Here is a 22,814-nt window from a genome sequence, read left to right as displayed (position 1 = left end):
ATGGAAGCCCGTCCATTACAGTGGGGCGCTCTCAGCCCGGATGCTCAGGTTGCAGTTGATATGGGCGTGATCATACGGAGCGGGATAAAATGAACGGAACTGGCAGGAGCGGTATTGGTCCTGGTCTTGTACTGGCTATGACAATAGCCTTTTCGGCTGCCGCATCTCCCGCATCTGCCGCTGTGCCGGTGGTCGCGCCGCTGGCTCATGCCAATCTGGGTGAGCGTTCGCAGGTAAAGGCGCTTTCGCACGGCCTTGAAGCGACACTCCAGGTCAGGCTATCGCACCAGTGTGGCATGGCCATGGTGTGGCAGCCTGCCGATCAGCACGCCGCTGCCTCGTGCTCTGTGGCGCAACTGGTGGTGCGGGACCTGTCCCACCCGCGATCCGCCCCGCATACCTTCCTGCTTTCGCCCTATGGGCCCAATAGCGGGTACGGGCACATGGAAATGTCGCTCTATCAACTGGATGCAGCCTCTCCTCTGCCGCAGGTGATTGTATCGGCTTATACCGGTGGGGCGCATTGCTGCGAGCTTTCCTCCATTTTCGGGCAGATGCCCGATGGGACATGGCGTGAAACGTCGCTGGAACAGAGTGAAAGCGATGGCATGCCCACCATTGTGGACGTAGCCCATGATGGCACGGTTGAAATACAGGGGGTGGACCAGTCCTTTTTTTACACCTTCGCTTCCTATGCTGGCTCCTTTGCCCCGATTACCCTGCAACGTTACCATGCCGGTCAGCTTGCAACCGTAACCCGTGACCCGGCCTATCGTGCCTATCTGGCTGGCAGGCTGGCTGCGGCACGCAAGGAATGGGTGGATGGTGGCCAGTCGGAACCGAATGGCTTTCTGGCCTATTATGTGGCGACACAGGCCCAGCTTGGGGCGTTCGCGCAGGGCTGGCATTACATGCTGGCCCATGCCGAAAGCAGCAGGGATGCCACGTTCGGCATTTCTATCTGCGACATGCGCCAGACTGACGAGAAGAAATGCACTCCGGCGGAACGCAGGCCCATGCCGTTCCCGCAGGGACTGGCATTTTTCCTGCAAAAACAGGGCTATATCACGCCAGAACAGGCGGCAGCCGTCCCCCTGACCCTGACCGCGCAGGATGGGAAGGACAGTGGGCCGGGCCAGTACGGGCCAGATTTTTCCTGTGATCCACCGCCAGACCATAACGGTGTTGCTGCCATGCTATGCCATGATAGCGACGCCGCCCGCCATGAACTGTTGTTTGATCAAGTGTACTATGCCCTGCGCCAGCAGGTGGGCCGCGACGGGTGGAAGGCGCTGCGCCAGCAGGTCATCGCGGATGAAAACGCAGCAAACCACGGCTGTGGCCTGCCAGAACCCGGTGCTGCCGATCAGGACGTGCCCGATGGGGCTGTCGCATGTTATGCCGCAGCCATGGACCGCCTGACACGGCAGTACCGCCAGCGACTGACAGGGGCGGCACTTGAGGAATCCAGCCGCCCGCTTGATACGCATATCGCACTCCAGCGCAGGCTGGTTGAATTGGGCTATCTGCCCGCAGGCACCGAGGCCGATGGCGTATATGGCGAAGCAACGCGGGGGGCCATTGCCACATGGCAGCGCACGACCCATCAGCCACAGGCCAGCGGATTCCTGTCGGATGCGGATGCGCAGGCCCTGCTGCCTGTGGCAATGCCGCCCGATATTCATTCTGCCGGCAATGATGCGCCATCTCCGGCTACAAAACCTGCGGCCCGACCGCACCTGAACCTGTTTGGGGGCGGGGTCATCCTTGCCATCACGGTCTTTGGCACCTGTCTGTATTTCCTGCCATTCGGGGTTGCCTGCATCCGGGACTCCACGCGCAAGCGAAGCATTTTTATCGTCAATGTCTTTCTTGGCTGGACGCTGGCCGGATGGGTGGCGGCCTTGGCCATGGCGCTGTCGTTTGAGACCCGAAGTGACTACGAACTCCGGCATCAGGCAAAGATCAGGATCATAACGGAAGACCATGGACCGGACAGTCGTATGTAAGAAATGCTGACAGGGACAACACGATTAGCCTGATTGGCATGATGTCTGTGGAGCGCGTCTTGCCAGCGCCTGCTCAGGTTGCCCGGCAAGGGTTTCGGGGCGTACCCCCGAAACTCTTGTCATCCCATCACTCCCAAACATAAAAAACGGAGACTTTTCTTTTAAAGTGGAGACAAAAAGGGGGAAGTGAAATGGGCCCCCGTAAAGTCTCCATGAGATTTAGCAGGCTGTCGGATTAGGATTTTTTACGCAATAACATTGCTTGAATTATGGAAATCATAGAATTTCCGACACAATGAACAGAAATATGTTTTCATAATTTATGAATAATATCCATTTTAGCTCCTAATCCGACAGCCTGTCTGGCAGGGCTGGACGAAGTATATCAGAACACTTCTGTCGATGATGGTACTGTCGGAGAGGAAGAACCGACCGGCGATGTAGTGTTTGCAGGCCCGGTAGGAAGATCTCTCGTATGGATATTTATAGCGAGCACGGGAAATAGACCTATCATGCACAGAAAAAATCAAAACTGGCTTGATCTCTATTTTCCACTCGGAAGAAATTGGAAGAAAAAATTATTAATATATACAGTGCATTTGTGTCAGGCTGATACATAAAAATCAAATTTCATCTAATTGTTAATTAAATGTTTTTATTTTAATTAGTAAATATTGAAAATTAAATTAATTTTTATATACTTTATTCTGAATAATGAACTGTATTGTGTGAACTAACCATTTGAAAGTCCCCTATATCATTGCTTCACCAATTTTCTATACACTGTATTATTGTCTGGCAGGACATGATGGATAGTAATTGTTCGGTCCAGACATGAATGGAGCCGGAACTGCAGGGTGTGCCGGTACGATGACCATTGGCAGTATGTTCATTCCAATCTTCTATGACGGACTGGAATCACTTCATGGGAAGAGGGATGACCCTGAACGTGTCGGCACATTCCCATAAAGGACACGGCCTATCGTGGGTTCAGATTTGGAGAAATTCGCAACCTACTGATTTGACACTAATTTTTAAGGAAAAGTGGCTCCCGAAGTAGGACTCGAACCTACGACCCAGCGATTAACAGTCGCTTGCTCTACCAACTGAGCTATTCGGGATCAGCGTTGAGCAGCTTATAGCCATAGGCGTGGGGGGGCGTAAACCCCCCTTTTGCACTTTTTTTAAAAAAGGGGGAAAAGCGACCGCAGGCCGGGCAGACGCACGGCAACGCCTTCGCATCGCAGGGAAAAGGGTAGCCAGATGGCCGATGAAAACACGCATACCCGGCCCCCACGTATGCTGCGCCGCATGGTCCTGCCGCTTCTGGCTGCCGCAGGCTGCGCGCTTGCGGGGGGGGAGTGGGTCGTCAGCCGCCAGCAGGCGCGGATTGTCCGCCGTGATGATGCGCTGCTGGATGGCGAACCTCATGACATGACCCTCTCATGGGCATTCGCGCAGGCTTCCATCCTGTACAATATTGCGTTGCGGCAGGATTTCCTTTTGCAGTACCATCTCAACGTACAACTGCGCCCCGGCGTCATGTCCGGGCGCGACGCCATTGCCGATCTGCAGGCCGGGCGCAGCATGGCGGCAGTGGCGCCTGTCCTGTCATGGCTGCAGGCCTATCAGGCCAATCCCGATCTGCCTGTGCGACTGGTCATGGGGCTGCAGGCGGGCACGTTCCGCCTGCTGGTGCGCAAACGGCTGCGCATTGCCAAGATCGAGGATCTGGCAGGCCGCCGGATTGCCGTGCTGAATGCGGATATGGCCGACCGGCTGTTCTTTTCCGTCATCTTGCGCCGCAAGGGCCTGAACCCCGATACCGCGCCCAACTGGGTCATCCTGCCACCTGACCAGATTGATGATGCGGTCATGGCCGGAACGGTCGATGCCGTGGCCCTGCACGACCCGCTGGCCTGGCAGCTTATGGGCAATCCGGCGCTGGAGCTTGTGGAACTGGTCAACAGCATAAACGGCCTGTATGCCCGGCGCACCAACCTTGCCCTGGGCGTATCGATCAATCTGCTGGAACAGACACCTGCTGCTGCCGTGGCCCTTGTGCTTGCGCTGTACAACGCGGCGCGCTGGCTGCCGGGCCACATGGCGGAAGCCGCAACCCTGCTTGATGGCCGGATTGCAGGCATGCCGCAGGAGTCCGTATTGCAGATGATGCGCCACGAGGTGCTGGGCATAAGCCCGGTGGGCAATGAACTGAAGGTCCAGATCGCCCGCTATGTAGATGAACTCAAGCTGCTGGGCCAGTTCCCCGATAGCCTGGATTCAGCCGGCTACGCCCGCCACATCTCGGCTGATATCCTGCATCATGGCCTGACCGCCGCGCCGTAAGGTTGCGTGTACAAGAAATAATAAAAGTTTCTGGGTTCCGCCTTTTTTCAACAAGGTGGCATTCCCTGAAGCTTTTTGAAAAAAGCTTCACCACAATCTTCTATCCGTTTTCTCGGCTTTTCAGCGCACATCCCTGTAGTAGGGCTGCCCCAGCGATGCCGGGGCCGCCATGATCCGGCGCATGCGGTGCCACACGACAACCGGCACGATGATGAAGGCCATCGTGCCCAGATAGGGCAGCATGTTCAGGAAAGCGGGGTCAATGGGCCAGTTATGCGCCTGCCCCACAAAGGACAGTGCCGTCACCAGCCCGAACAGCAGGGCCGAAAGGGTGACGATAACCGGCCGGTAGCCTGCAAAGATGACCAGCGCCAGCGCAATCCACCCGCGACCGGCCACCATGCCTTCCGACCAGACCGGTACATAGGTCAGGGTCAGGTAGCCCCCCGCCATGCCCGCCAGGGCTCCGCCAAGGATGACATAGCCCAGCCGCATGGTCATGACCGGAATGCCCGCCGCATCCGCCGCTGCCGGGTTTTCGCCCACCGCACGCATGTTCAGCCCGTGGCGGGTACGGAACATGATGACATGGACCGCCAGCGGCAGCAGGACATAGATCGGTATGATCAGGATGTTCTGCCCGAAAAAGGCCGGCCCGATCACCGGAATGGTGGAAAGCAGCGGGATGGCAACATGGCCGAACGTCGTGGCCACCGGCTGGCCCGCGTAATTGTGCCCGATCGCAGTGGATAGCCCCAGCCCCATAAAGGTCGTGGCCAGCCCGCACAGTACCTGGTTGGCGCGCATCACCACAGCCCCGAATGCAAAGACCAGCCCCCCCAGCGCCCCCACCACGGTGGCGGCCAGAAGCCCGATCCAGGGCGATGGCACGGAGGAGACGGTAATGACCGCCATAACCGCACCAAGCGCCATCAGTCCTTCCACACCCAGGTTGGTTACGCCAACCCGTTCGGCCAGCACTTCCCCCAGGGCGGCCAGCGCCAGTACGCCACCCGCCAGAACGGCAGTAGCCAGCATGCCTGTCAGCAACGCGATCATCGGGCTTTTTCCCCTGTGGTGGTGCGGGCGACAGGCCGGTAATGGGCCAGTTCATCGCCAATGGCGATCAGGAACAGGATCAGCCCGGTAATGGCCAGCACGACCGAGGCCGAGAGTTGTTGCGTTTGCATGACAATGCCAGAATCCAGGATCAGCGCCATGAGCAGGGCCGCCGGGATCACGCTCAGGCACGACCCACGCGCCAGCACCGCCACCACAATGCCCAGATAACCGAAATTATTGGCCATGCCGCCCTGCAGCCGGTGCACTGTGCCCGCGACTTCGAACATGCCAGCCAGCCCCGCCAGCCCGCCCGAGAGCAGCATGACCGAAATGATGCGCAGTCGCACCGGAATTCCGGCATAACGCGCGGCTTCGGGGTTGGCACCACCAATGCGGATTTCATATCCCCACCGTGTGCGCGACAGTACAAGCGCCAGCCCGATCACGATCACGATGGCTACGGGAAAGCCCCAGTGCACGATACCCCACATTTCGGGAATGGAGACCGAAAGCCGCTGTGTGGAAACCTGCGCCCCGCTTATGCGGTCCCGCCATGGCCCGGTAGTCAGGTAATAGGTAAGAAGCGAGGCGATGAAATTGAGCAGCAGCGTGGTGATGATCTCGTTCACCCCGGCATAGGCGCGTGCCAGCGTGGGCACCGCAATCCATGCCATGCCTCCCATGATGCCGGCAATGGTCATGAGCGGCAGCACCATGGCGGCTGGTCCATGCAGGCCAAGGGCCACGCCGGTAGCGGCAATGGCGCCAGCATAGAACTGGCCTTCCGCCCCTATATTCCACAGCCCGATCGTGCCGCATACGCATACGGCGGCACCCGTAAGCAGCAGCGGACACATGAACAGGGCCAGGTCTTCCAGCCCGAAGCGCGAGCCGATGGTGGAACGCACGATCAGTTCCGCCAGCATGAACGGACTGTGCCCGGAAAGTGCGAGCACGCCCGCAATGATGAACAGCGACAGCACGATGGCCGCAAGCCTGAGCATGAGGATACGCCCCGCCGGTGCGGTGGGCAGGCGTTGAAAAGCATGCGTGGCCATTACTGCGGTACTCCCGCGCCCGGCAGGTCCGCAGGTTCGCGCCCGCCCATCAGCAGGCCGATGGTGGCCATGTCAGCATCCTTGGCATCGAGAATGGACATCAGCCGTCCGTGGAACATCACCCCGATCCGGTCGGACACGTTGAGCAGATCCTCCAGGTCTTCCGATATGAAAACAACCGCCACTCCCTGGTCGCGCAGGTCGGTCAGGTAGCCCAGCATGGTGGCGATCGCACCAATATCCAGCCCGCGCGCGGGGTAGGCGGCCACCAGCACACGGGTGGCGATGCGGATCTCGCGCCGGGCCACAAGGCGCTGCTGGTTGCCGCCCGACAGGTTGCGGATCGGCATGGCAAAATCGGGAATACTGACCTGCGCGAGTTCCGCAATGCCCTGCGCCAGTTCGCCCGCGGCCTTGGCATCATACAGGCCATGGCGGTCGATGGGGGCTTGTGTGTATTCCCGCAGCGCCATGTTGGCCGTGATTGACAGGGAAGGGGCCAGCGCGCTGCGCAGCCGGTCCTCGGGTATATGGCCCACGCCCGCATGGGCGAACAGGGCCGGGTCGGCCTGCACCACGGGCTGGCCGTCAAGCACGATCTCGCCCGTCGTGCGCGCGACAAGCCCGGTCAGAACCTGTGTCAGTTCGCGCTGGCCGTTGCCCGCCACACCGGCAATGCCCAGGATCTCGCCGCCATGCAGGTCAAGGCTTACGTCACGCAGTGTCTCCACGCCGCGCCCGTCGCGCACGCTGACGTGGCGCAGTTGCATGACCGGATCGGCGGCGATGGGGGCAGCCCCTTCGGGGCGGACGCGCATGTTGCGGCGCACGATGTCACGCCCCACCATGGTGGCGGCCAGCATGGAGGGGGTGCAGTCTGCCGTTGTGAATGTGTCCACCTTACGGCCGCCGCGCAGGATGCTCACGCGGTCGGAAATCTCCATCACTTCATCAAGCTTATGGCTGATGATGATGACTGCGTTGCCCTGCGCGCGGAACGCCCTCAGCGCGCGGAACAGTTCGCCTGTCTCCTCCGGCGTCAGCACGGCGGTGGGTTCATCCATGATCAGCAGTCGTGCCCTGCGCGCCAGCACGCGCAGGATCTCGACACGCTGCTGCTCGCCAGCCGACAGGTCGCACACGCGCGCATCGGGCCGGACGGGAAAGCCGAAGCGCTCCGAAATCTCGCGCGTGCGGGCTTCCAGTACGGCGGGGGACGCCATGCGCGGCGCCTCGTCCCAGCCAAGGTGGATGTTTTCCGCTACCGTAAAGGCCTGCACCAGCTTGAAGTGCTGGTGCACCATGCCGATGCCCGCCCGGATCGCATCCTGTGGGGAGGCGAAGGTCTGGCCGTAGCCATCAAGGATGATCTCGCCTTCCTCGGGCTGGTAGATGCCGGTCACCACGTTCATCAGCGTGGACTTGCCGGCTCCGTTCTCGCCCAGCAGGGCATGGATCTCACCGGGCCAGACATCAAGGTCCACGTCCTTGTTGGCAATGACACCGGGGAAGAATTTACCAATGCCGCGCAACTGCAGCACCGGCGGCGTGCCGGGCGGCATGCCGGCGGGGGAGGCGTGCTTACTCAAGGCCCGATACTCCCGCTACAGCCCAGTCGCTATGGTAGATTTCCACATCGCTCAATTCCGCCCCCGCCGGCACGCGCAGGCGGCCATGATTGTCATGGATCGGGCCGCGGAACGGGTTGTAGCCTGCCATCAGCCGGGTGCGCATGGCATCGGCCTGCCTTGCCGCTTCCGGTGGTACGGTTGGTCCCCAGCCATCGCGGTCAACGCCGTGACCCAGTGTCAGGAACCGGCCCTGCGGCTGCCATGTGCCCGCCAGCAGGTCACGCACCTGCGAGACATAGAAATCGTTGAAGTCCAGCGTTACGGAGCTGATATAGGCTTCCGGCCCGAACTCCAGCATGCCGGTATTCCACATCACCGCCTTCAGCCCACGCTGCAGCGCCACGCGCAGGTAGGCTGGTTCATCCATGATGCCGCACAGGATGTCGCACCCGTTATCGGCCAGCGCGGTCGCGGCCTGGGTTGCGGCCTGCGGGTCGAACCAGGCGTTGATGGTAATGCTCTGTAGCGTAACAGCCGGGTTGACCGATTGTGCGCCAAGCAGCGTTGCATTGGCCGAGGCATAGACCGAAGGGATGGGAAACGCGCCAAGGAATCCGATCTTGCCCGTGCGCGTCATCAACCCGGCCACAATGCCGATGATGTAGCTGGCGTACCAGTGCGCCACGTAATACCAGCCCAGGTTGCCGGTCACGTTCGTGCCGTCGCATTCCATGAAGGCCACGTCTGGCGCGCGGTCCGATACGTCCTTTATGAAGTCGCCATATTCCGACGTTGCGAAAACCATCTGCGCGCCTTCGGCCACGAACTGGCGAAAGATGCGCGTGGCATCGGCGGAATAGGGCACGCTTTCCACATAGATTGTGCGCAGTCTGGGGAAGGTCCGCCGCACTGCCTGCACGCCACGGTCATGTACCATGGACCAGCCGCCATCGGTAATCGGGCCGGTATGGCCAAAGGCGATCACCGCATCTTCTTCCGCCAGCGGCCTGCGCCATGCGGGTGTTGCGGCGGCCCGTGCGCCGCGTGGCAGCAGCAGGCCGGACCCGGCTGCCCCGGCCATGCCCAGCAGGCCCCGGCGTGTTGTCAGCAACCGCCCCCGCGGCCCTGAAACTGTCATGAGATGCTATCCCCCTGATAATGCATGCCGCACCCCGTTGCGGCGGTCTGGCGTGCCAGCGGGTCGGGCCCGCCCGCACGGATGCCCGTAAATTGATGGCACCCCTCGTGTCAGTAAACGTTACGCGACAGAGACAGGCAAGGCCACACTTATGTTATGCATCAGTGTGTTGCCTTTTGTTATTGCCCTGTGGCCCGGTGGCGACGGGACCGGCTGGCCGGGCATTCCGTAACGGAACCAAAACGTAATGGCGGCGTAATGCCACCATGCAGCAACGTGGTGGTGCCAGCCCCCGCAACCGGGTGGGGCAACCTGTTCTATTCCTGTGCGGTAGAGGTAGAGGTAGAGGGCATGCCTGCAAGCGTGCGCCAACTGACCTCGTCCATGGTGTCGATGCCCAGTTCCGCAGCCTTGCGCGCCTTGGAACCCGCTTTTTCACCCAGCACTACCAGGTCGGTCTTTTTCGAGACACTGTCCGAAACCCGCGCGCCTAGCCGTTCGGCCACGGCACGGGCCTCGGGTCGGGTCATGGTGGTCAGGGTACCGGTAAACACGATGGTCTTGCCCGACAGGCTGCCTTCGGCCACTGCTTCCTCATCGGTGACATGGGTCAGCATGGCCGTCAGGTCATCAAGCGTGGTGCGGTTGTGGGCTTCGGCAAAGAAGGCGACCAGTTCATCGGCAATCGCCGTGCCGATACCGGTGATCGACCCCAGTTCCAGCCGCGCGTCCGAGCCGATGATGGCGGCCTTTTCCATCTGTTCGCGCCAGTTGGCGAGTGACCCGTAATGCCGCGCCAGCAGGCGGGCGTTGTTGATGCCGATACGGCGGATGCCCAGCGCATAGATCAGCCGCGACAGTTCGATCGTGCGCCGCGCGGCAATGGCGGTGACAAGGTTGTGGGCCGAGACCTTGCCCCACCCGTCACGGCTGGCAATTTCTTCCTCATGCCCGTCCAGGCGGAAAATGTCGGCCGGGGTACGTAGCCAGCCCAGGTCGTGGAATTCCGCAATGGTGCGGTCGCCCAGTCCCTCGATGTCGAACGCATCGCGCGAGACGAAATGGATCAGCCGCTCCACTACCTGTGCCGGGCAGGTCAGCCCGCCCGAACAGCGCCACACCACCTCACCCTCGGGCCGTTCAGCATGGGCGCCGCAGGCGGGGCAGATATGGGAAAAGCGATAGGGCAGGCGCTCATGGTCACGCGGCAGCACCACGCTGATCACCTGCGGGATCACATCGCCCGCGCGCTGCACATGCACACGGTCGCCCTCACGGATGTCTTTGCGGGTAATCTCGTCTTCGTTATGCAGGCTGGCGCGGGTTACGATCACGCCGCCTACGTTTACCGGTTCCAGAAAGGCCACGGGTGTAAGTGCGCCGGTGCGGCCGACCTGTATCTCGATTTTCTCCAGCCGGGTTACGGCTTGTTCGGCAGGGAATTTCCATGCCACTGCCCAGCGTGGCGCGCGGCCTGCAAAGCCAAGGCGCCCCTGCAGCGCGCGGTCATCAAGCTTGTAGACAATGCCATCAATATCGTAATCCAGCCCCGAACGGCCCAGCGTCAGCCGTTCCATGAAGGCTTCCGCTGCGGCGGCATCCGCTACCTGCGCGTTGCGCGGATTGACCGGAAAACCCCATGCTTCAAGCTGCGCCAGATAGCCATGATGCGTAGCCGCAAGCGGCGCGCTGCTATACCCCGCCGCATAGGCAAACAGTGACAGTGGGCGCTTTGCGGTAATGGCCGGATCAAGCTGGCGTAGCGAGCCCGCCGCTGCATTGCGCGGGTTGGCGAAGGGTTTTTCCCCCGCATGCTCCTGTGCCGTGTTGAGATCCAGGAACGCCTGCTTGGACAGGAACACCTCGCCCCGGATCTCGATCACATCGGGGAAAGGGGCGGCCAACCGTTCGGGAATATCGTGCAGTGTGCGCAGGTTGGCGGTCACGTCCTCGCCTTCCGTGCCATCGCCCCGCGTGGTGCCGCGCACGAAGCGGCCATATTCATAGGTCAGGCTGATGGACAGGCCATCAATCTTGGGTTCGGCCACAAAGGATAGCTGGCGCGCCTGTGTCTCATCAAGGCCAAGGAAGCGGGCGATACGGCTGATGAAGCCCTCGAATTCCCCGCGCGAGAACACGTTGTCCAGCGACAGCATGGGTACCATGTGGCGGTGGCGACGGAAGGGGCCGGTTACGGGCGCGCCCACCTGCTGTGCCGGACTGTCCGCACGGTTCTGATCGGGAAAGCGTGTTTCCAGTTCGGTATTGAGACGGCGCAGGCTGTCATAGGTCGCATCATCGACCAGCGGCGCATCATTCTGGTGGTAGGCGGCATCGAGTGCGGGCAGCAGATCGGCCAGTTGCGCCAGCGTTTGCGCCGCATGCGCCGCGTCCTGTTCCTTCGTGGCGTAATCGGCCAGCAGGCGCCGGGCCTGTTCGGCCAGCGGCAGTGTTTTGGGCTTGGGGGGCATGTCAGACCCCTTTCAGAAGGCTGTCGGCGGCGGCGCGGGCGGCGGGTGTAATGGTGTCCCCCGAAAGCATGCGGGCAATTTCCTCACGTCGGGCCTGGTCATCAAGAGGGGCGGCGTGAGTTTCGGTGCGGCCCCTGTTCACGCTCTTGCTGATACGCAGATGGGCATCCCCGCGTGCCGCCACCTGCGGGCTGTGAGTGACCACCAGTACCTGCACACTGCGGCCCACGGCATAAAGCCGCTCGCCAATGGCTGATGCCGTGGCCCCGCCCACGCCGGAATCCACTTCATCGAACACCAGCGTAGGAATGGCCGACCGCCCTGCCAGCACGACTTTGAGTGCCAGCATGAGGCGTGAGAGTTCGCCGCCCGAGGCCACCTTGGCCAGCGGTCCTGGCGGCTGGCCGGGGTTGGCGGCAATCAGGAAGGAGGCCTGTTCCTTGCCGCGTGCGTTCCACGCTTCCGCCTCCAGCGGCACGAGCGAGACGATAAAGCGCGCGCGTTCCAGCTTGAGCGGCTTGAGCTCCGCCATTACCGCCTGTTCCAGCCGGCGTGCCGCCTTTTCGCGCGCGACCGTCAGTTCAAGGGCAATGCCCTCAAACCGGGCGCGCGTTTCGGCTACGGCCTGTTCCAGCCCTTCAATGCGGGCATTGCCCGAATCCAGTGCCGCCAGCCGGTCGGTAAAGGCGGCCAGCAGACCGGGCAGTTCGGGTACTGACACGCCATGCTTGCGGGCTTCGGCGCGGAGTGCGAACAGGCGCTCCTCGGTCTGTTCCAGCAGGCGCGGGTCGGCCTGCGCGTCGGATGCCAGACGCGAGAGCATGTTCTCGGCTTCGGCCAGCGCTTCTTCCGCGCGTTCCAGTGCGTTGAGCGCTTCCTGTGCGGCTTCCTGTTCGGCAGCGCCTACGGCTTCGGGGTTGATGTCGGTGGGGCTGGGCAGCAGGCGTTGCAGCGCGCGGCTGGCATTGCGCAGGGCGGAGGCAGGGCCGGGAGCGCGCCGGTCACGCGGGGTCAGGTCGGCCAGGGCCGCGGCAATGGCCTCTGCCCGGCGTTCGCCCTGCTGTAACGCCTGACGCATGCCGGCAAGCTGGGCTTCCTCGTCCTCCTGCGGGGCCAGTGTGCCCAGATCTTCCACCGCCTGGCGCAGCCAGTCTTCCTCACGCGCCGCGTTTTCCATCTCCGCGCGTGCGGTGGCCAGTCCCGCCGTGGCCCCGATCCATTCGCGGTAGGCCGCGTGCGTGCGCGTGCGCAGGGCAGGGGCCACGCCAAAAGCATCAAGCAGGTCCAGATGGGTGGCCTGGTCGGCCAGGCCCATCTGTTCGTGCTGGCCCTGTATTTCTACCAGAAGGGTGGCGGCCCGGCGCAGCAGGCTTACGGCTACCGGCTGGTCATTGATATAGGCGCGCGAACGCCCGTCGGTCGTGACAAGGCGGCGCAGCAGCACGGGCTCACGCGCATCGTCGAGCATGATGCCCTGTTCGGTCAGCAGTTCGTGCAGCGGGTGGGCGGGGGCGATCTCGAAACTTGCGCTGACGCTGGCCTGCTCGCAACCTGCACGTACAAGTGACGCACTGGCGCGTTCACCCAGCGCCAGCCCAAGACTGTCGAGCAGGATGGATTTGCCAGCACCCGTCTCACCCGTCAGCACGGTCAGGCCGGGGGGAAACGCCAGATCCAGTTTTTCGATCAGGACCACATCCCGTATCGAGAGCTGTGTCAGCATGAAGGGTTCCTGTTCAGCACACGAAAGCGCTGGCGCAAATCAGAAAATCGAATGCCATGCCCGCGAGAATACGTTGCGTCCCTGCTTGTGGTCCTTGCCATCCACGCTCTTGATCAGGTGGTGCGCGCGCAGATGGTCATATGCATCCGTGTACCATTTGCTGCTGGGGTAGTTGTAGGCCAGCACGGCACCCGTCTTGCGTGCCTGTTCCAGCAGGCCCATGTCCAGATAGACCTCCACCAACCGCTCAAGCGCTTCGGGCACGTGGTTGGTGGTCTGGAAATCCTGCACCACGCGCTGGTAGCGGCCCGCGGCAGCGGAGTAGTCGTTCTGCTGCTGGTACCACCGGCCTACCAGCATTTCCTTGCCTGCCAGATGGTCGCGGCACAGGTCGATCTTCAGTTGCGCATCACGCGAATAGGGGCTTTGGGGGAAGCGGGTGATAACTTCCTCCAGCGCGTCCATGGCCTCGATCGTGCCCTGCTGGTCACGCTGCACGTCGGCCACCTGCTCGTAATAGCACAGGGCGCGCAGATAGAAGGCGTAAGCGGCATCGGCGCTGGTGGGGTGCAGTTCCAGGAAGCGGTCAAGCTGCTGCACTGCTTCGGGGTATTTGTTAAGCAGGTAGTTGGCATATCCCTCCATCAACTGCGCATTGGCCGTGTACTGGGAATAGGGGTAGTTGCGCTGCAATGTGTCGAACTGGTTGACCGACAGCAGGTAGCGATCCGAGCGTAGCGCATCGACACCGTTGTTGTACAGTGTCTCGGCTGAGCCTACACGCGGCGCACGTTCATTGATGCTGCTGGCACTCTGGCCACACGCCGCCAGCATGCCAGCCAGGGGCAGAAGGGCAAGCCAGCGCGCCGGCATACGCGTGCCGCGGGGGGGCAGGGGAGTATAATGTGATCTGCGTGCGAACATGCCAGCTCTTCCAGTTACGGGAGCTTTATATCATGTGCCGGGAGCGGGTGAAGTCTCCGCATGCGGATTTCGTCAACCCCCGTCATGCCGCGCGTGTCTGCAGGCTGGCGGCGGGGGCGCCAAGGGGCGCACGATGCCAGTTCTCGGCACTTGCAAACAGTTTGCGCAGCAGGCGGTTATTGAGTGTATGGCCCGATTTGTGCCCACGGAACTGGCCACTGATCATGCCGCCCGCCATGTACAGGTCACCAACCGCATCAAGCATCTTGTGGCGTACGAATTCATGCGGGTGACGTAGGCCAGCGGGGTTGAGCACGCTGGTGCCGTTGACAACAATGGCGTTGTCCAGCGATCCGCCGCGTGCAAGCCCGATGGAATGCAGGTAATCAATTTCCGGCTGCTCGACAAAGGTACGCGCCATGCTCAGGTGCTGGCGGAACAGACTGCCTTCCATCCGGGCCGCATAGCGTTGCTGGCCGATGGCGGGGGCGACGAAATCAATGGAAATGTCCAGCGCCAGGCCGGGTTGCCGCGCGGGGGAGAGTTCGGCAAAGGCATCACCCTCTTCTACCCTTACCGTGCGGTTCACATGGACATGCTGGCGCGGTGCCGCCTGTGCCACAATGCCCGCGCATTCCAGCAGGAAAACGAATTCGGCGGATGACCCGTCAAACACCGGCATTTCAGGCCCGTCCACCTCGACGAGGGCATTATCTATGCCGCATCCGGCCAGTGCGGCCATCAGGTGTTCCACCGTGGCGATGCGTCCGGCAGTCCCTTCCTGACCGAGCACGGTGCTCAGGCGCGTGTCCACCACATTGTCATGGCGGGCTGCAAGCGGGGGCAGGGTGGTGTCGGAACGGCGGAAGACAATGCCGGTATTTTCCGGTGCCGGAGCCAGACGCAGGTTGATGCGCGCGCCGGTATGCAGCCCGACCCCCACACTGCTGATTGGCTGGCGGAGTGTGTGCTGCATCTGCCCGTCCGGTTGCCGGGATGGCGGCAGGAAGGAAACCTGTGTCTGTGGCGACATGCCGTTCATTGCCGGGGTCCTTGGCAGGCGGGTTGGAGGGAGGCAGGATAGCTGGCATGTGCTGCATGCTACTGCCTCGCCTGTGCCCGCGATAGTCAAGGATTATTGCCTATTGTTACCTATATTGGGCCACAAAAGGACCATGGCCTGCCGGGGCGGCCCGTGGGGTTTGTTTACGATGAGCGGCGGCGCAGGAAGGCTGGAATGTCGAGCCCTCCGTCATCCTGTGCGGGGGGGCTGCCAGCGGGCGGCTGCTGCTGCGGCGCGGGCTGGGCCTGTGGCGGCGGCTGCTGCATGGTGGGTTCGGCCCGCGCGGTCTGGGGCTGCTGCTGCGGTGCCTCGGGCTGCTGCGGCTGGGTGGAGTGGCGGCGCAGCGCACCCGTTACGATTCCGAACAGGCTGCGCGGCGCGGCGGGCTGCGGTTCAGGTGCGGGGGCTGCCTTCGCGCTTTCCGTGAACAGGGGCGAACGCGGTGAGCCACTGCGCTGCGCCACATGCGGCGGCACGGCGTTGGGGGAGGGTGCCTGCGGTGGTGCCGGGCGTGGCTGGGCCATGCCCGCTGGCATGCCGCCGGGCGGCTGCTGTGGCTGTGCGGTGGGCTGCGGGGCCGTCGTCGTGGCCTGCTGGGGGGCTGCCCCTGCTGGCGGTGCTGCGGGTGCTGCCTGCGCGGCTGGTGCCGCCTGTGTGGCTGCCGCTTCAGGCTGGGTAGTGGCACGCTCGGGCGGGTTGTCGATGCCCGTCGCCACTACGGATACACGGATACGCCCGTTGAGCGAGGTGTCGATGGCGGAACCGAAGATGATGTTGGCATCCTCCGCCACTTCCTCGCGGATGCGGTTGGCCGCCTGGTCCACCTCGAACAGGGTCAGGTCCTCGCCGCCGGTGATGTTGATAAGCAGGCCCTGCGCGCCCGCCATGGACGTATCTTCCAGCAGCGGGTTGGAAATGGCGTCCTCGGCCGCAGCCACGGCGCGGTTCTCGCCCTCGGCCTCGCCCGTGCCCATCATGGCCTTTCCCATTTCCGCCATGATGGTGCGGATATCGGCAAAGTCGAGGTTGACCAGGCCCGGCGCCATCATCAGATCGGTCACGCCACGCACGCCCATGTACAGCACGTTGTCCGCCATCTTGAAGGCGTCTTTCCAGCTCGTGCGTTCATTGGCCAGGCGGAACAGGTTCTGGTTGGGGATGACGATCAGCGTATCAACGAACTGCTGCAGTTCCGCAATGCCTGCATCAGCCGACTTGGAGCGCCGCTGCCCTTCAAACGTGAAGGGCTTGGTTACTACGCCTACGGTCAGGATGCCCCGCTCGCGCGCCATGCGGGCAATGACAGGGGCCGCCCCCGTGCCGGTGCCACCGCCCATGCCCGCGGTAATGAACACCATGTGCGCGCCGTCAAGGTGGCGTGAGAGTTCATCGCAGGCTTCCTCGGCGGCGGCGCGGCCGATCTCGGGCTTCGCACCTGCACCCAGGCCCTGCGTCAGATGGGGGCCAAGCTGGATCCGCCGGTCCGCGCTGCTGTGCGAGAGCTGCTGGGCATCGGTGTTGGCAACAACGAATTCCACTCCCTGCAACTGCGACTGGATCATGTTGTCAACCGCATTTGTACCACCGCCGCCAACCCCGATCACAGTGATGCGGGGCGTGAAATCGGAATGATTCTGTTGCGGGATGGTCAGGTTGAGGGTCATGCTGGGCTCCCGATGGATTGGGGTAGGCGTGCGGGCATTCTAGTAACTAAAGTACAATAAATGGTTTCCGTACAAGTTTATACCCTGTCACGGATGAAATCTACAAAACGTCTCACAAGACTGTCGGGCCGCGCGTTGCGCGTGTCGGGTTCGCCCATTTCATCGGCGGCGCCTGCGGCCCATGCCAGCAGTCCCGCCGATGTGGAGAACATCGGCCACGTCGCCGGGTTTTCCGGCAGACCTACAATTCGGCGTGGGCGGCCAAGGCGGACCTGCCGGTTGAGGATGCGCGCCGCCATCGGTCCGATTCCCTCCAGCAGCGATCCTCCCCCGGTCAGGATGACCCGACCGTCGGATGCGGGGCCGACAGCGGCCATTTCCAACCTGTCACGTACCATTTCCAGGGTTTCCTCAACGCGGGGGTGAATGATCGATACGATCTTTGCCCGTGGAATTTTGACGTAATGATGGTCGTTGTCACCGATCAGTTGCACAAGGATCGGGTCATGGTCGTCGCCAGCCAGCAGTTCGGCCGAGCCGTGGATGGTCTTGAGCCGCTCGGCATTGTCGATGGAGGTGGAAAGCCCGTGGGCGATATCGCGCGTGATGTGCAGCCCGCCTACGGGAATTGTTGCGGTATGCAGCAGCCGCCCTTCGCCAAACACCCCGATGGATGTGGTGCCGCCGCCCATGTCCACCACCGTCGCACCCAGGTTGCGTTCGTCCTCGTTCATTACCGCAAGCCCGGAGGCAAGCGGGGAGGAGACCATCCCCTCGATCTTGAGTTCCACGCGTGAGAGTACGGCTTCAAGGTTGCGCAGCGCCGTGGTGTTGGCGTCGATCACATGCAGCCGCGCCGAGAGCAGGTCGCACAGGTGCCCGCGCGGGTCGAGCACTTCCTGCGTGTCATCCACCGCGTAATCCAGCGGCAGGGTATGGATGGCCGAGCGCCCTTCGGTCAGGGCACGGGCGCGGGCCTCGGCAATGATGCGGCTGACATCGGTCTTCGTGATCTCGCGCCCGCCTATGGGCCAGCGCGCGTTGATGTGCCGGCTTTCGGGGTGGCCACACGACAGGTTGACGAAAATGGAATCCCGGCGTTCCGTCGCCATATCCTCGGCCTGCGCCACGGCGGCGCGGATAGCACTTTCCGCCTCGCGCAGGTCCACGATCCCGCCCGAGCGTACCCCGTGCGAACGTCGCCACCCGTGGCCGAGGATACGGATGGTGTTGTCAGGCTCCCCCCGACCGATCAGGCAGACAATCTTGGTCGAGCCGATATCGAGCACGCTGAATGGTCCGGTCCGCAGCTTGCGCGTGGGCGCCCGCTCGCCTGCCGGTACAAGGGCGGTGCCCGAACGGGCGCGCGGCACCCGTGCGGGTACGTTGCCCATCCCTTTTATCGCGGGGACGGGAGGATTGGCTGCCGTGCGTGTTGCGGGAAGGCTCGCCTTGAGCGGTCCCGGCGCTGGGTAGGTCATGCCCGCCTCCGTCTTGGGCCGGTATCGGGTAAAGAAAGCCATGGCACATCAGGCGCCTGCGTGCCCGTGGGGGCCGCCTGTGGCTGCGTGTCGTCCTTGTCGCGCTCATTGTCGCCCGGGGCAAGGGGAGATTCACGTATGATCAGGCGGTCGGGCAGGCGCATGTCTATGGCAATGACTGGCCGGTCCAGTATTCTGATATTTTCCTGCAGTTGTGCAAGCCGCTTCAGGGCGGCGACTTCCTGCCCTTCGGGCAGGAGCACGGTGGTGCCGTTGCGCAATGTCAGGTTCCACCGGCGCTGCCCCACGCGCGCCGCGGCCGCCACGTGGGCGCGCACTTCGGGCTGGGCGGAAAGCTCATCAATCAGCGCCGCCGCCGCCGTGTTGGCGTCCGGCCCCACCACCAGTGGCAGTTGCATGAAGGCTTCGGCATCCTTGCCGGTCATGCCCTGGTCGCGCACCTGGTTGCCTTCGCGGTCGATCAGCATAAAATGTCCGTGATTTTGCCATACGGCAAAGGGACGGCGCTCGAACAGATGGATGATGATGGTGCCCGGCAGGTGCCGCTCCACCACGGAATGGTCAACAAAGGGCAGCGCGTCGATCCGCTCGCGCGCGGCCGTGACGGAAAAGCCCAGTATGAAGTCCCCCGTGCGCACGCCCAGTGCCTGCTGGAGTGCGGCCTCGCTGGTCAGGACGCAGCCGGTCACGTCAATCTCGGTCACGCGCAGGGGCAGCATGTTGATGATGCGCCCGCGCAGTGCCGCGAACCGGGCGTCAGAGCCAACATGCCGCAGTGCCGTTACCCCCCCGGCTCCCAGCGCCACCATAACCGCCAGCACCAGAAGGGGGCGTATCAGGCGTTTCTGGCGGCGCAGGAAGATGGAAAGCCGCGAAGGCCGGTCACTGCTGTCGCTTGGTCGCCTCATGTACGACAGGTCGCGTGGTCAATCATCCACTGGCACAGGGTTGCGTAGTCCATGCCCAGGCTTGCCGCCTGTTCAGGCAGGAGGGATGTGGGGGTCATGCCCGGCTGGGTATTGGTTTCCAGAATAACCAGGCGCCCCGGCGCGTCGGGGTTGGCTGTGTCATCATAACGGAAATCGGTACGGCTGGCCCCCCGGCAGCCCAGGGCGCGGTGGGCGGCCAGCGCAAGGGCCTGCGCCTGTGCAAAGGCGTCGGGGTGGATTCGCGCTGGCAGTTCGTGGCGGGAGCCGCCGACTGCGTATTTGGCCTCGTAATCGTAAAAGCTGGGACCGGTGGCGGCAGGGGTTATGTCGGTTACCGTCAGGGCACGGTCATCGAGCACGCCCACGGTCAGTTCCCGACCGGGAATGTATTCCTCCACCAGTACGTGGGGGCCGTGCGCCCAGCCTTGGGCAATGGCCATGCGGCGGTTGCTGCCCGCATGCACGATTTCCACCCCCACCGATGACCCTTCATTGACCGGCTTGACCACATAGGGCGCGGGCAGGGGATCGGCTTTTCCCAGTTCCGCCGGTGTGAGCAGCATGCCAGTGGCGACCGGCAGGCCGGCGGCGGCAAATACCGTGCGCGCGGCATCCTTGTCCATGGCCGTAGCCGACGCCCGCACGCCGGAATGGGTGTAGGCGATGCCCATCCAGTCCAGCACGCCCTGGATCGCCCCATCCTCGCCAAAGCGGCCATGCAGGGCGTTGAACACGGCGTCGGGCCTGTGGTCATGCAGGTCGCGCACGATAGCGGACAGGTCGGCCCCAGCGTCGATGCAGCGCACGTCATGGCCAAGCCCACGCAGGGCCTGGGCCACGTTGCGCCCGCTGTCCAGGCTGACCTCACGCTCGGCGGACATGCCACCCATCAGCACGGCAATCTGGCGGCGGCTCATGCGCGGGCTCCCGTACCGACATGGGCCGGGCAGCCGATTCGTCTGATCTCCCAGCGCAGGCTTACCCCGGTATGCCCAAGCACCCGGCGGCGGACCTCATCGCCCAACCCTTCCAGGTCGGCGGCGGTGGCATTACCGGTATTGAGCATGAAGTTGCAGTGTTTCTCGCTCATCTGGGCCCCTCCCACCCGCAGGCCGCGACAGCCCGCGGCATCAATCAGTTCCCATGCCTTGCGCCCCGATTCGTCCGGGTCGGGGTTGCGGAAGGTGGAGCCCCCGGTGCGGGCACGCACGGGTTGCGCGGCTTCACGCGCTGCGCGTATTTCCTCAATGCGCTGGCGGATGATGGCGGCTGGTGCCCCCACCCCCGCAAGCCTAACCCGCACGACAACGGACTGCGGGGGCAGGGTTGCGTGCCGGTAGCCAAAATCAAGCGATGCGGCGGGCAGGCGCAGGAGCCGCCCGTCGCGCGTGATTATTTCCACCCAGTCCAGCACCGCTGCCATATCCGACCCGTAGGCCCCGGCATTCATCGCCACCGCCCCCCCGATGGAGCCGGGAATGCCGGCAAGGAATTCCAGCCCCGACAGCCCGGCCTCCGCCGCGTGTTCGGCCACCGTCATGTCAAGGCATGCAGCGCCTGCCACCAGCCCCTCACCATCGCGCGCAATGGTGGAAAAACCACGCGCCATGCGGATGACCATCCCGTCAATCCCGCCATCGCGCACGATCACGTTGGAGCATGCCCCAAGCGGCAGGACGGGCACTTCCAGCGGTAAGCGCTTCATCACCTGCGCCAGGTCATCGGCGCTGGCGGGCTGGAACAGCAGTTCCGCCGCCCCGCCCACGCGGAACCACGTGCGCGCGCCAAGCCTGGCCTGCGGTGTCAGGCGGCCATGGGGGCGGAAATCATCCGTATCCAGAACCTGTGCCCATTGCGGCAGGGGGGCGGGGGTGTCGGTCATGAATGGGCATCCGCCTTCTGGGCGGGAGCATGGGCAATGCCCTGCAGGTCGGCAAGCTGGGCGGGCAGTGCCTGCGCCCAGTTGGTGATGCTGCCTGCGCCCAGGCACACTACAAAGTCACCTGGGCGGGCGATGGCGTTGATCATCTCCGCCAGGTGCTCGGGGCCGGGCAGGGGCACAACGGAGCGATGGCCCCGCTCACGCAGACCCTCGACCAGCGCATCGCGGTCAATGCCTTCAATTGGCTTTTCGCCTGCGGCATACACATCGGCTATGATCACGGTGCCCGCATCGTTCATGCAGGTGCAGAACTCGTTGAACAGGCTCTTGAGGCGGGAATAGCGGTGCGGCTGCATCACCGCTATTACATTGCCCGCACCGGCCTGGCGCGCCGCCTTCAGCACGGCCGCAATCTCTACCGGGTGGTGGCCGTAATCGTCGATGATGGTGATGCCCCCGGTCTCGCCCGTGCGGGTAAAGCGGCGCTTGACCCCACGGAAGGCGGCAAAGGCGGAGCGGATGGTGGCGTCGTCTATTTCCATCTCGGTACCCACCGCAATGGCCGCCAGCGCGTTCTGCACGTTGTGGTGGCCCAGCATGGGCAGGCGGAACGGCCCCGCCCGGCGTGAGCGGTTGCGGGTACGGTTGGTAATCACGACCTCGAAGGTTGCGCCCAGTTTGTCGGTAATCACCTTTTCCGCGCGCACGTCCGCCTGTGGTGAGAAGCCGTAGGTGATGATCCGGTGATCCGACAGGCGCGGGATCATCTGCTGGACTGCCGGGTGGTCGATGCACAGTACTGCAAAGCCGTAGAACGGGATGTTGGAGACAAACTGGTCATACGCCGCCTGCATGGCCTCTTCCGTGCCCCAGTGGTCCAGGTGCTCGGGGTCCATGTTGGTCACGACCGTAATGACGGAGGGCAGGCGCAGGAACGAGCCATCGCTCTCATCGGCTTCCACCACCATCCAGTCGCCTGAACCCATGCGGGTGTTGGTGCCATAGGCTTCGATAATGCCGCCGTTGATGACCGTGGGGTCCAGCTTTGCCGCTTCCAGCACAGCGGCAACAAGGCTGGTGGTGGTGGTCTTGCCATGCGTGCCGCCAACCGCCACCGACCAGCGCAGGCGCATCAGTTCAGCCAGCATCTCCGCCCGCCGCACCACCGGGATCAGGCGCGCGCGCGCGGCCACGACCTCGGGGTTGTCGCGCTGCACGGCGGTTGATGTCACCACCACCTGCGCATTGCCAAGGTTGGCTGCATCATGGCCGATGGTGACGGGAATGCCCGCCGCGCGCAGGCGGGTGACATTCGCATTTTCGGCAATGTCGGAACCCTGCACCGCGTAGCCAAGCATGTGCAGCACTTCGGCAATACCGGACATGCCGATGCCGCCAATGCCGACAAAGTGGATGGTGCCAATGGAAAGGGGCAGGGCTCTCATGGGGTCAGGTCTCCGTATACGCGC

At 63.1% G+C, this 22,814-nt stretch carries 16 protein-coding genes and 1 tRNA gene; 2 read left to right on the top strand and 15 right to left on the bottom strand.

Features of this window, described 5'->3' with window-relative positions; translation table 11 throughout:
* Positions 1-137: 137 nt before the first annotated feature.
* Positions 138-2,009, top strand: coding sequence for a superinfection immunity protein (locus tag GLX_RS16475; RefSeq protein ID WP_231850403.1), 1,872 nt, complete (start codon positions 138-140; stop codon positions 2,007-2,009).
* A gap of 1,045 nt (positions 2,010-3,054) precedes the next feature.
* Here the strand turns inward: GLX_RS16475 and GLX_RS04375 are convergent.
* Positions 3,055-3,130, bottom strand: a tRNA-Asn gene (locus tag GLX_RS04375).
* A 142-nt stretch (positions 3,131-3,272) separates the two neighbouring features.
* Here GLX_RS04375 and GLX_RS04370 point away from each other — a divergent pair.
* Positions 3,273-4,358, top strand: a complete 1,086-nt coding sequence (locus GLX_RS04370; RefSeq protein ID WP_014104818.1) for an ABC transporter substrate-binding protein — start codon at positions 3,273-3,275, stop codon at positions 4,356-4,358.
* A gap of 120 nt (positions 4,359-4,478) precedes the next feature.
* On the opposite strand, the gene GLX_RS04365 is transcribed toward GLX_RS04370, so the two are convergent.
* The 14 genes from GLX_RS04365 to murC all read right to left on the bottom strand — a co-directional run bounded on the left by GLX_RS04365 (position 4,479) and on the right by murC (position 22,790).
* The gene (locus GLX_RS04365) at positions 4,479-5,417 is read right to left on the bottom strand and encodes an ABC transporter permease (protein WP_014104817.1); all 939 of its coding nucleotides are present in this window, start codon (positions 5,415-5,417) and stop codon (positions 4,479-4,481) included.
* Positions 5,414-6,478 (bottom strand): ABC transporter permease, encoded by a 1,065-nt coding sequence (locus GLX_RS04360; protein WP_014104816.1) that lies wholly within the window; start codon positions 6,476-6,478, stop codon positions 5,414-5,416. The genes GLX_RS04365 and GLX_RS04360 overlap by 4 nt, the downstream gene beginning before the upstream one ends.
* A complete protein-coding gene (locus GLX_RS04355; RefSeq protein ID WP_014104815.1) occupies positions 6,478-8,040 on the bottom strand; it encodes an ABC transporter ATP-binding protein in 1,563 nt (520 codons plus the stop codon). Before GLX_RS04355 ends, GLX_RS04360 begins: the two co-directional genes overlap by 1 nt.
* A 19-nt stretch (positions 8,041-8,059) precedes the next feature.
* A complete protein-coding gene (locus tag GLX_RS04350; protein ID WP_014104814.1) occupies positions 8,060-9,187 on the bottom strand; it encodes a BMP family ABC transporter substrate-binding protein in 1,128 nt (375 codons plus the stop codon).
* A gap of 317 nt (positions 9,188-9,504) precedes the next feature.
* Positions 9,505-11,658 (bottom strand): NAD-dependent DNA ligase LigA, encoded by a 2,154-nt coding sequence (gene ligA, locus GLX_RS04345; RefSeq protein ID WP_014104813.1) that lies wholly within the window; start codon positions 11,656-11,658, stop codon positions 9,505-9,507.
* Between the two features lies 1 nt (position 11,659).
* Complete coding sequence (recN, locus tag GLX_RS04340; RefSeq protein ID WP_014104812.1) at positions 11,660-13,381, bottom strand: DNA repair protein RecN; 1,722 nt, start codon at positions 13,379-13,381, stop codon at positions 11,660-11,662.
* A gap of 39 nt (positions 13,382-13,420) precedes the next feature.
* Positions 13,421-14,305: an outer membrane protein assembly factor BamD gene (locus tag GLX_RS04335; protein ID WP_014104811.1), complete on the bottom strand. Its 885-nt coding sequence runs from the start codon at positions 14,303-14,305 to the stop codon at positions 13,421-13,423.
* Between the two features lie 82 nt (positions 14,306-14,387).
* A complete protein-coding gene (gene lpxC, locus GLX_RS04330; RefSeq protein WP_014104810.1) occupies positions 14,388-15,347 on the bottom strand; it encodes a UDP-3-O-acyl-N-acetylglucosamine deacetylase in 960 nt (319 codons plus the stop codon).
* Positions 15,348-15,511: 164 nt separating this feature from the next.
* Positions 15,512-17,032: a cell division protein FtsZ gene (ftsZ, locus tag GLX_RS04325; RefSeq protein WP_014104809.1), complete on the bottom strand. Its 1,521-nt coding sequence runs from the start codon at positions 17,030-17,032 to the stop codon at positions 15,512-15,514.
* Between the two features lie 77 nt (positions 17,033-17,109).
* The gene (ftsA, locus tag GLX_RS04320) at positions 17,110-18,513 is read right to left on the bottom strand and encodes a cell division protein FtsA (RefSeq protein ID WP_014104808.1); all 1,404 of its coding nucleotides are present in this window, start codon (positions 18,511-18,513) and stop codon (positions 17,110-17,112) included.
* The gene (locus GLX_RS04315) at positions 18,510-19,442 is read right to left on the bottom strand and encodes a cell division protein FtsQ/DivIB (RefSeq protein WP_014104807.1); all 933 of its coding nucleotides are present in this window, start codon (positions 19,440-19,442) and stop codon (positions 18,510-18,512) included. Before GLX_RS04315 ends, ftsA begins: the two co-directional genes overlap by 4 nt.
* Positions 19,439-20,380, bottom strand: coding sequence for a D-alanine--D-alanine ligase (locus GLX_RS04310; RefSeq protein WP_014104806.1), 942 nt, complete (start codon positions 20,378-20,380; stop codon positions 19,439-19,441). The genes GLX_RS04315 and GLX_RS04310 overlap by 4 nt, the downstream gene beginning before the upstream one ends.
* Positions 20,377-21,345 (bottom strand): UDP-N-acetylmuramate dehydrogenase, encoded by a 969-nt coding sequence (gene murB, locus GLX_RS04305; RefSeq protein ID WP_014104805.1) that lies wholly within the window; start codon positions 21,343-21,345, stop codon positions 20,377-20,379. Before murB ends, GLX_RS04310 begins: the two co-directional genes overlap by 4 nt.
* Positions 21,342-22,790: a UDP-N-acetylmuramate--L-alanine ligase gene (murC, locus tag GLX_RS04300; protein ID WP_014104804.1), complete on the bottom strand. Its 1,449-nt coding sequence runs from the start codon at positions 22,788-22,790 to the stop codon at positions 21,342-21,344. The genes murB and murC overlap by 4 nt, the downstream gene beginning before the upstream one ends.
* Positions 22,791-22,814 lie beyond the last annotated feature (24 nt).

The organism is Komagataeibacter medellinensis NBRC 3288, assembly GCF_000182745.2.
GTDB classification, from domain to species: Bacteria; Pseudomonadota; Alphaproteobacteria; order Acetobacterales; family Acetobacteraceae; genus Komagataeibacter; species Komagataeibacter medellinensis.
This window is presented reverse-complemented; position numbering and strand designations above follow the sequence as displayed.

Coding starts and splice junctions, on each gene's coding strand:
- GLX_RS04310 (WP_014104806.1), bottom strand. CDS start 20,380: ATGAGCCGCCGCCAGATTGCCGTGCTGATGGGTGGCATGTCCGCCGAG.
- GLX_RS16475 (WP_231850403.1), top strand. CDS start 138: ATGACAATAGCCTTTTCGGCTGCCGCATCTCCCGCATCTGCCGCTGTG.
- GLX_RS04315 (WP_014104807.1), bottom strand. CDS start 19,442: ATGAGGCGACCAAGCGACAGCAGTGACCGGCCTTCGCGGCTTTCCATC.
- ftsZ (WP_014104809.1), bottom strand. CDS start 17,032: ATGACCCTCAACCTGACCATCCCGCAACAGAATCATTCCGATTTCACG.
- recN (WP_014104812.1), bottom strand. CDS start 13,381: ATGCTGACACAGCTCTCGATACGGGATGTGGTCCTGATCGAAAAACTG.
- GLX_RS04365 (WP_014104817.1), bottom strand. CDS start 5,417: ATGATCGCGTTGCTGACAGGCATGCTGGCTACTGCCGTTCTGGCGGGT.
- GLX_RS04350 (WP_014104814.1), bottom strand. CDS start 9,187: ATGACAGTTTCAGGGCCGCGGGGGCGGTTGCTGACAACACGCCGGGGC.
- GLX_RS04370 (WP_014104818.1), top strand. CDS start 3,273: ATGGCCGATGAAAACACGCATACCCGGCCCCCACGTATGCTGCGCCGC.
- ligA (WP_014104813.1), bottom strand. CDS start 11,658: ATGCCCCCCAAGCCCAAAACACTGCCGCTGGCCGAACAGGCCCGGCGC.
- murC (WP_014104804.1), bottom strand. CDS start 22,790: ATGAGAGCCCTGCCCCTTTCCATTGGCACCATCCACTTTGTCGGCATT.
- lpxC (WP_014104810.1), bottom strand. CDS start 15,347: ATGAACGGCATGTCGCCACAGACACAGGTTTCCTTCCTGCCGCCATCC.
- murB (WP_014104805.1), bottom strand. CDS start 21,345: ATGACCGACACCCCCGCCCCCCTGCCGCAATGGGCACAGGTTCTGGAT.
- GLX_RS04355 (WP_014104815.1), bottom strand. CDS start 8,040: ATGCCGCCCGGCACGCCGCCGGTGCTGCAGTTGCGCGGCATTGGTAAA.
- GLX_RS04335 (WP_014104811.1), bottom strand. CDS start 14,305: ATGTTCGCACGCAGATCACATTATACTCCCCTGCCCCCCCGCGGCACG.
- ftsA (WP_014104808.1), bottom strand. CDS start 18,513: ATGACCTACCCAGCGCCGGGACCGCTCAAGGCGAGCCTTCCCGCAACA.
- GLX_RS04360 (WP_014104816.1), bottom strand. CDS start 6,478: ATGGCCACGCATGCTTTTCAACGCCTGCCCACCGCACCGGCGGGGCGT.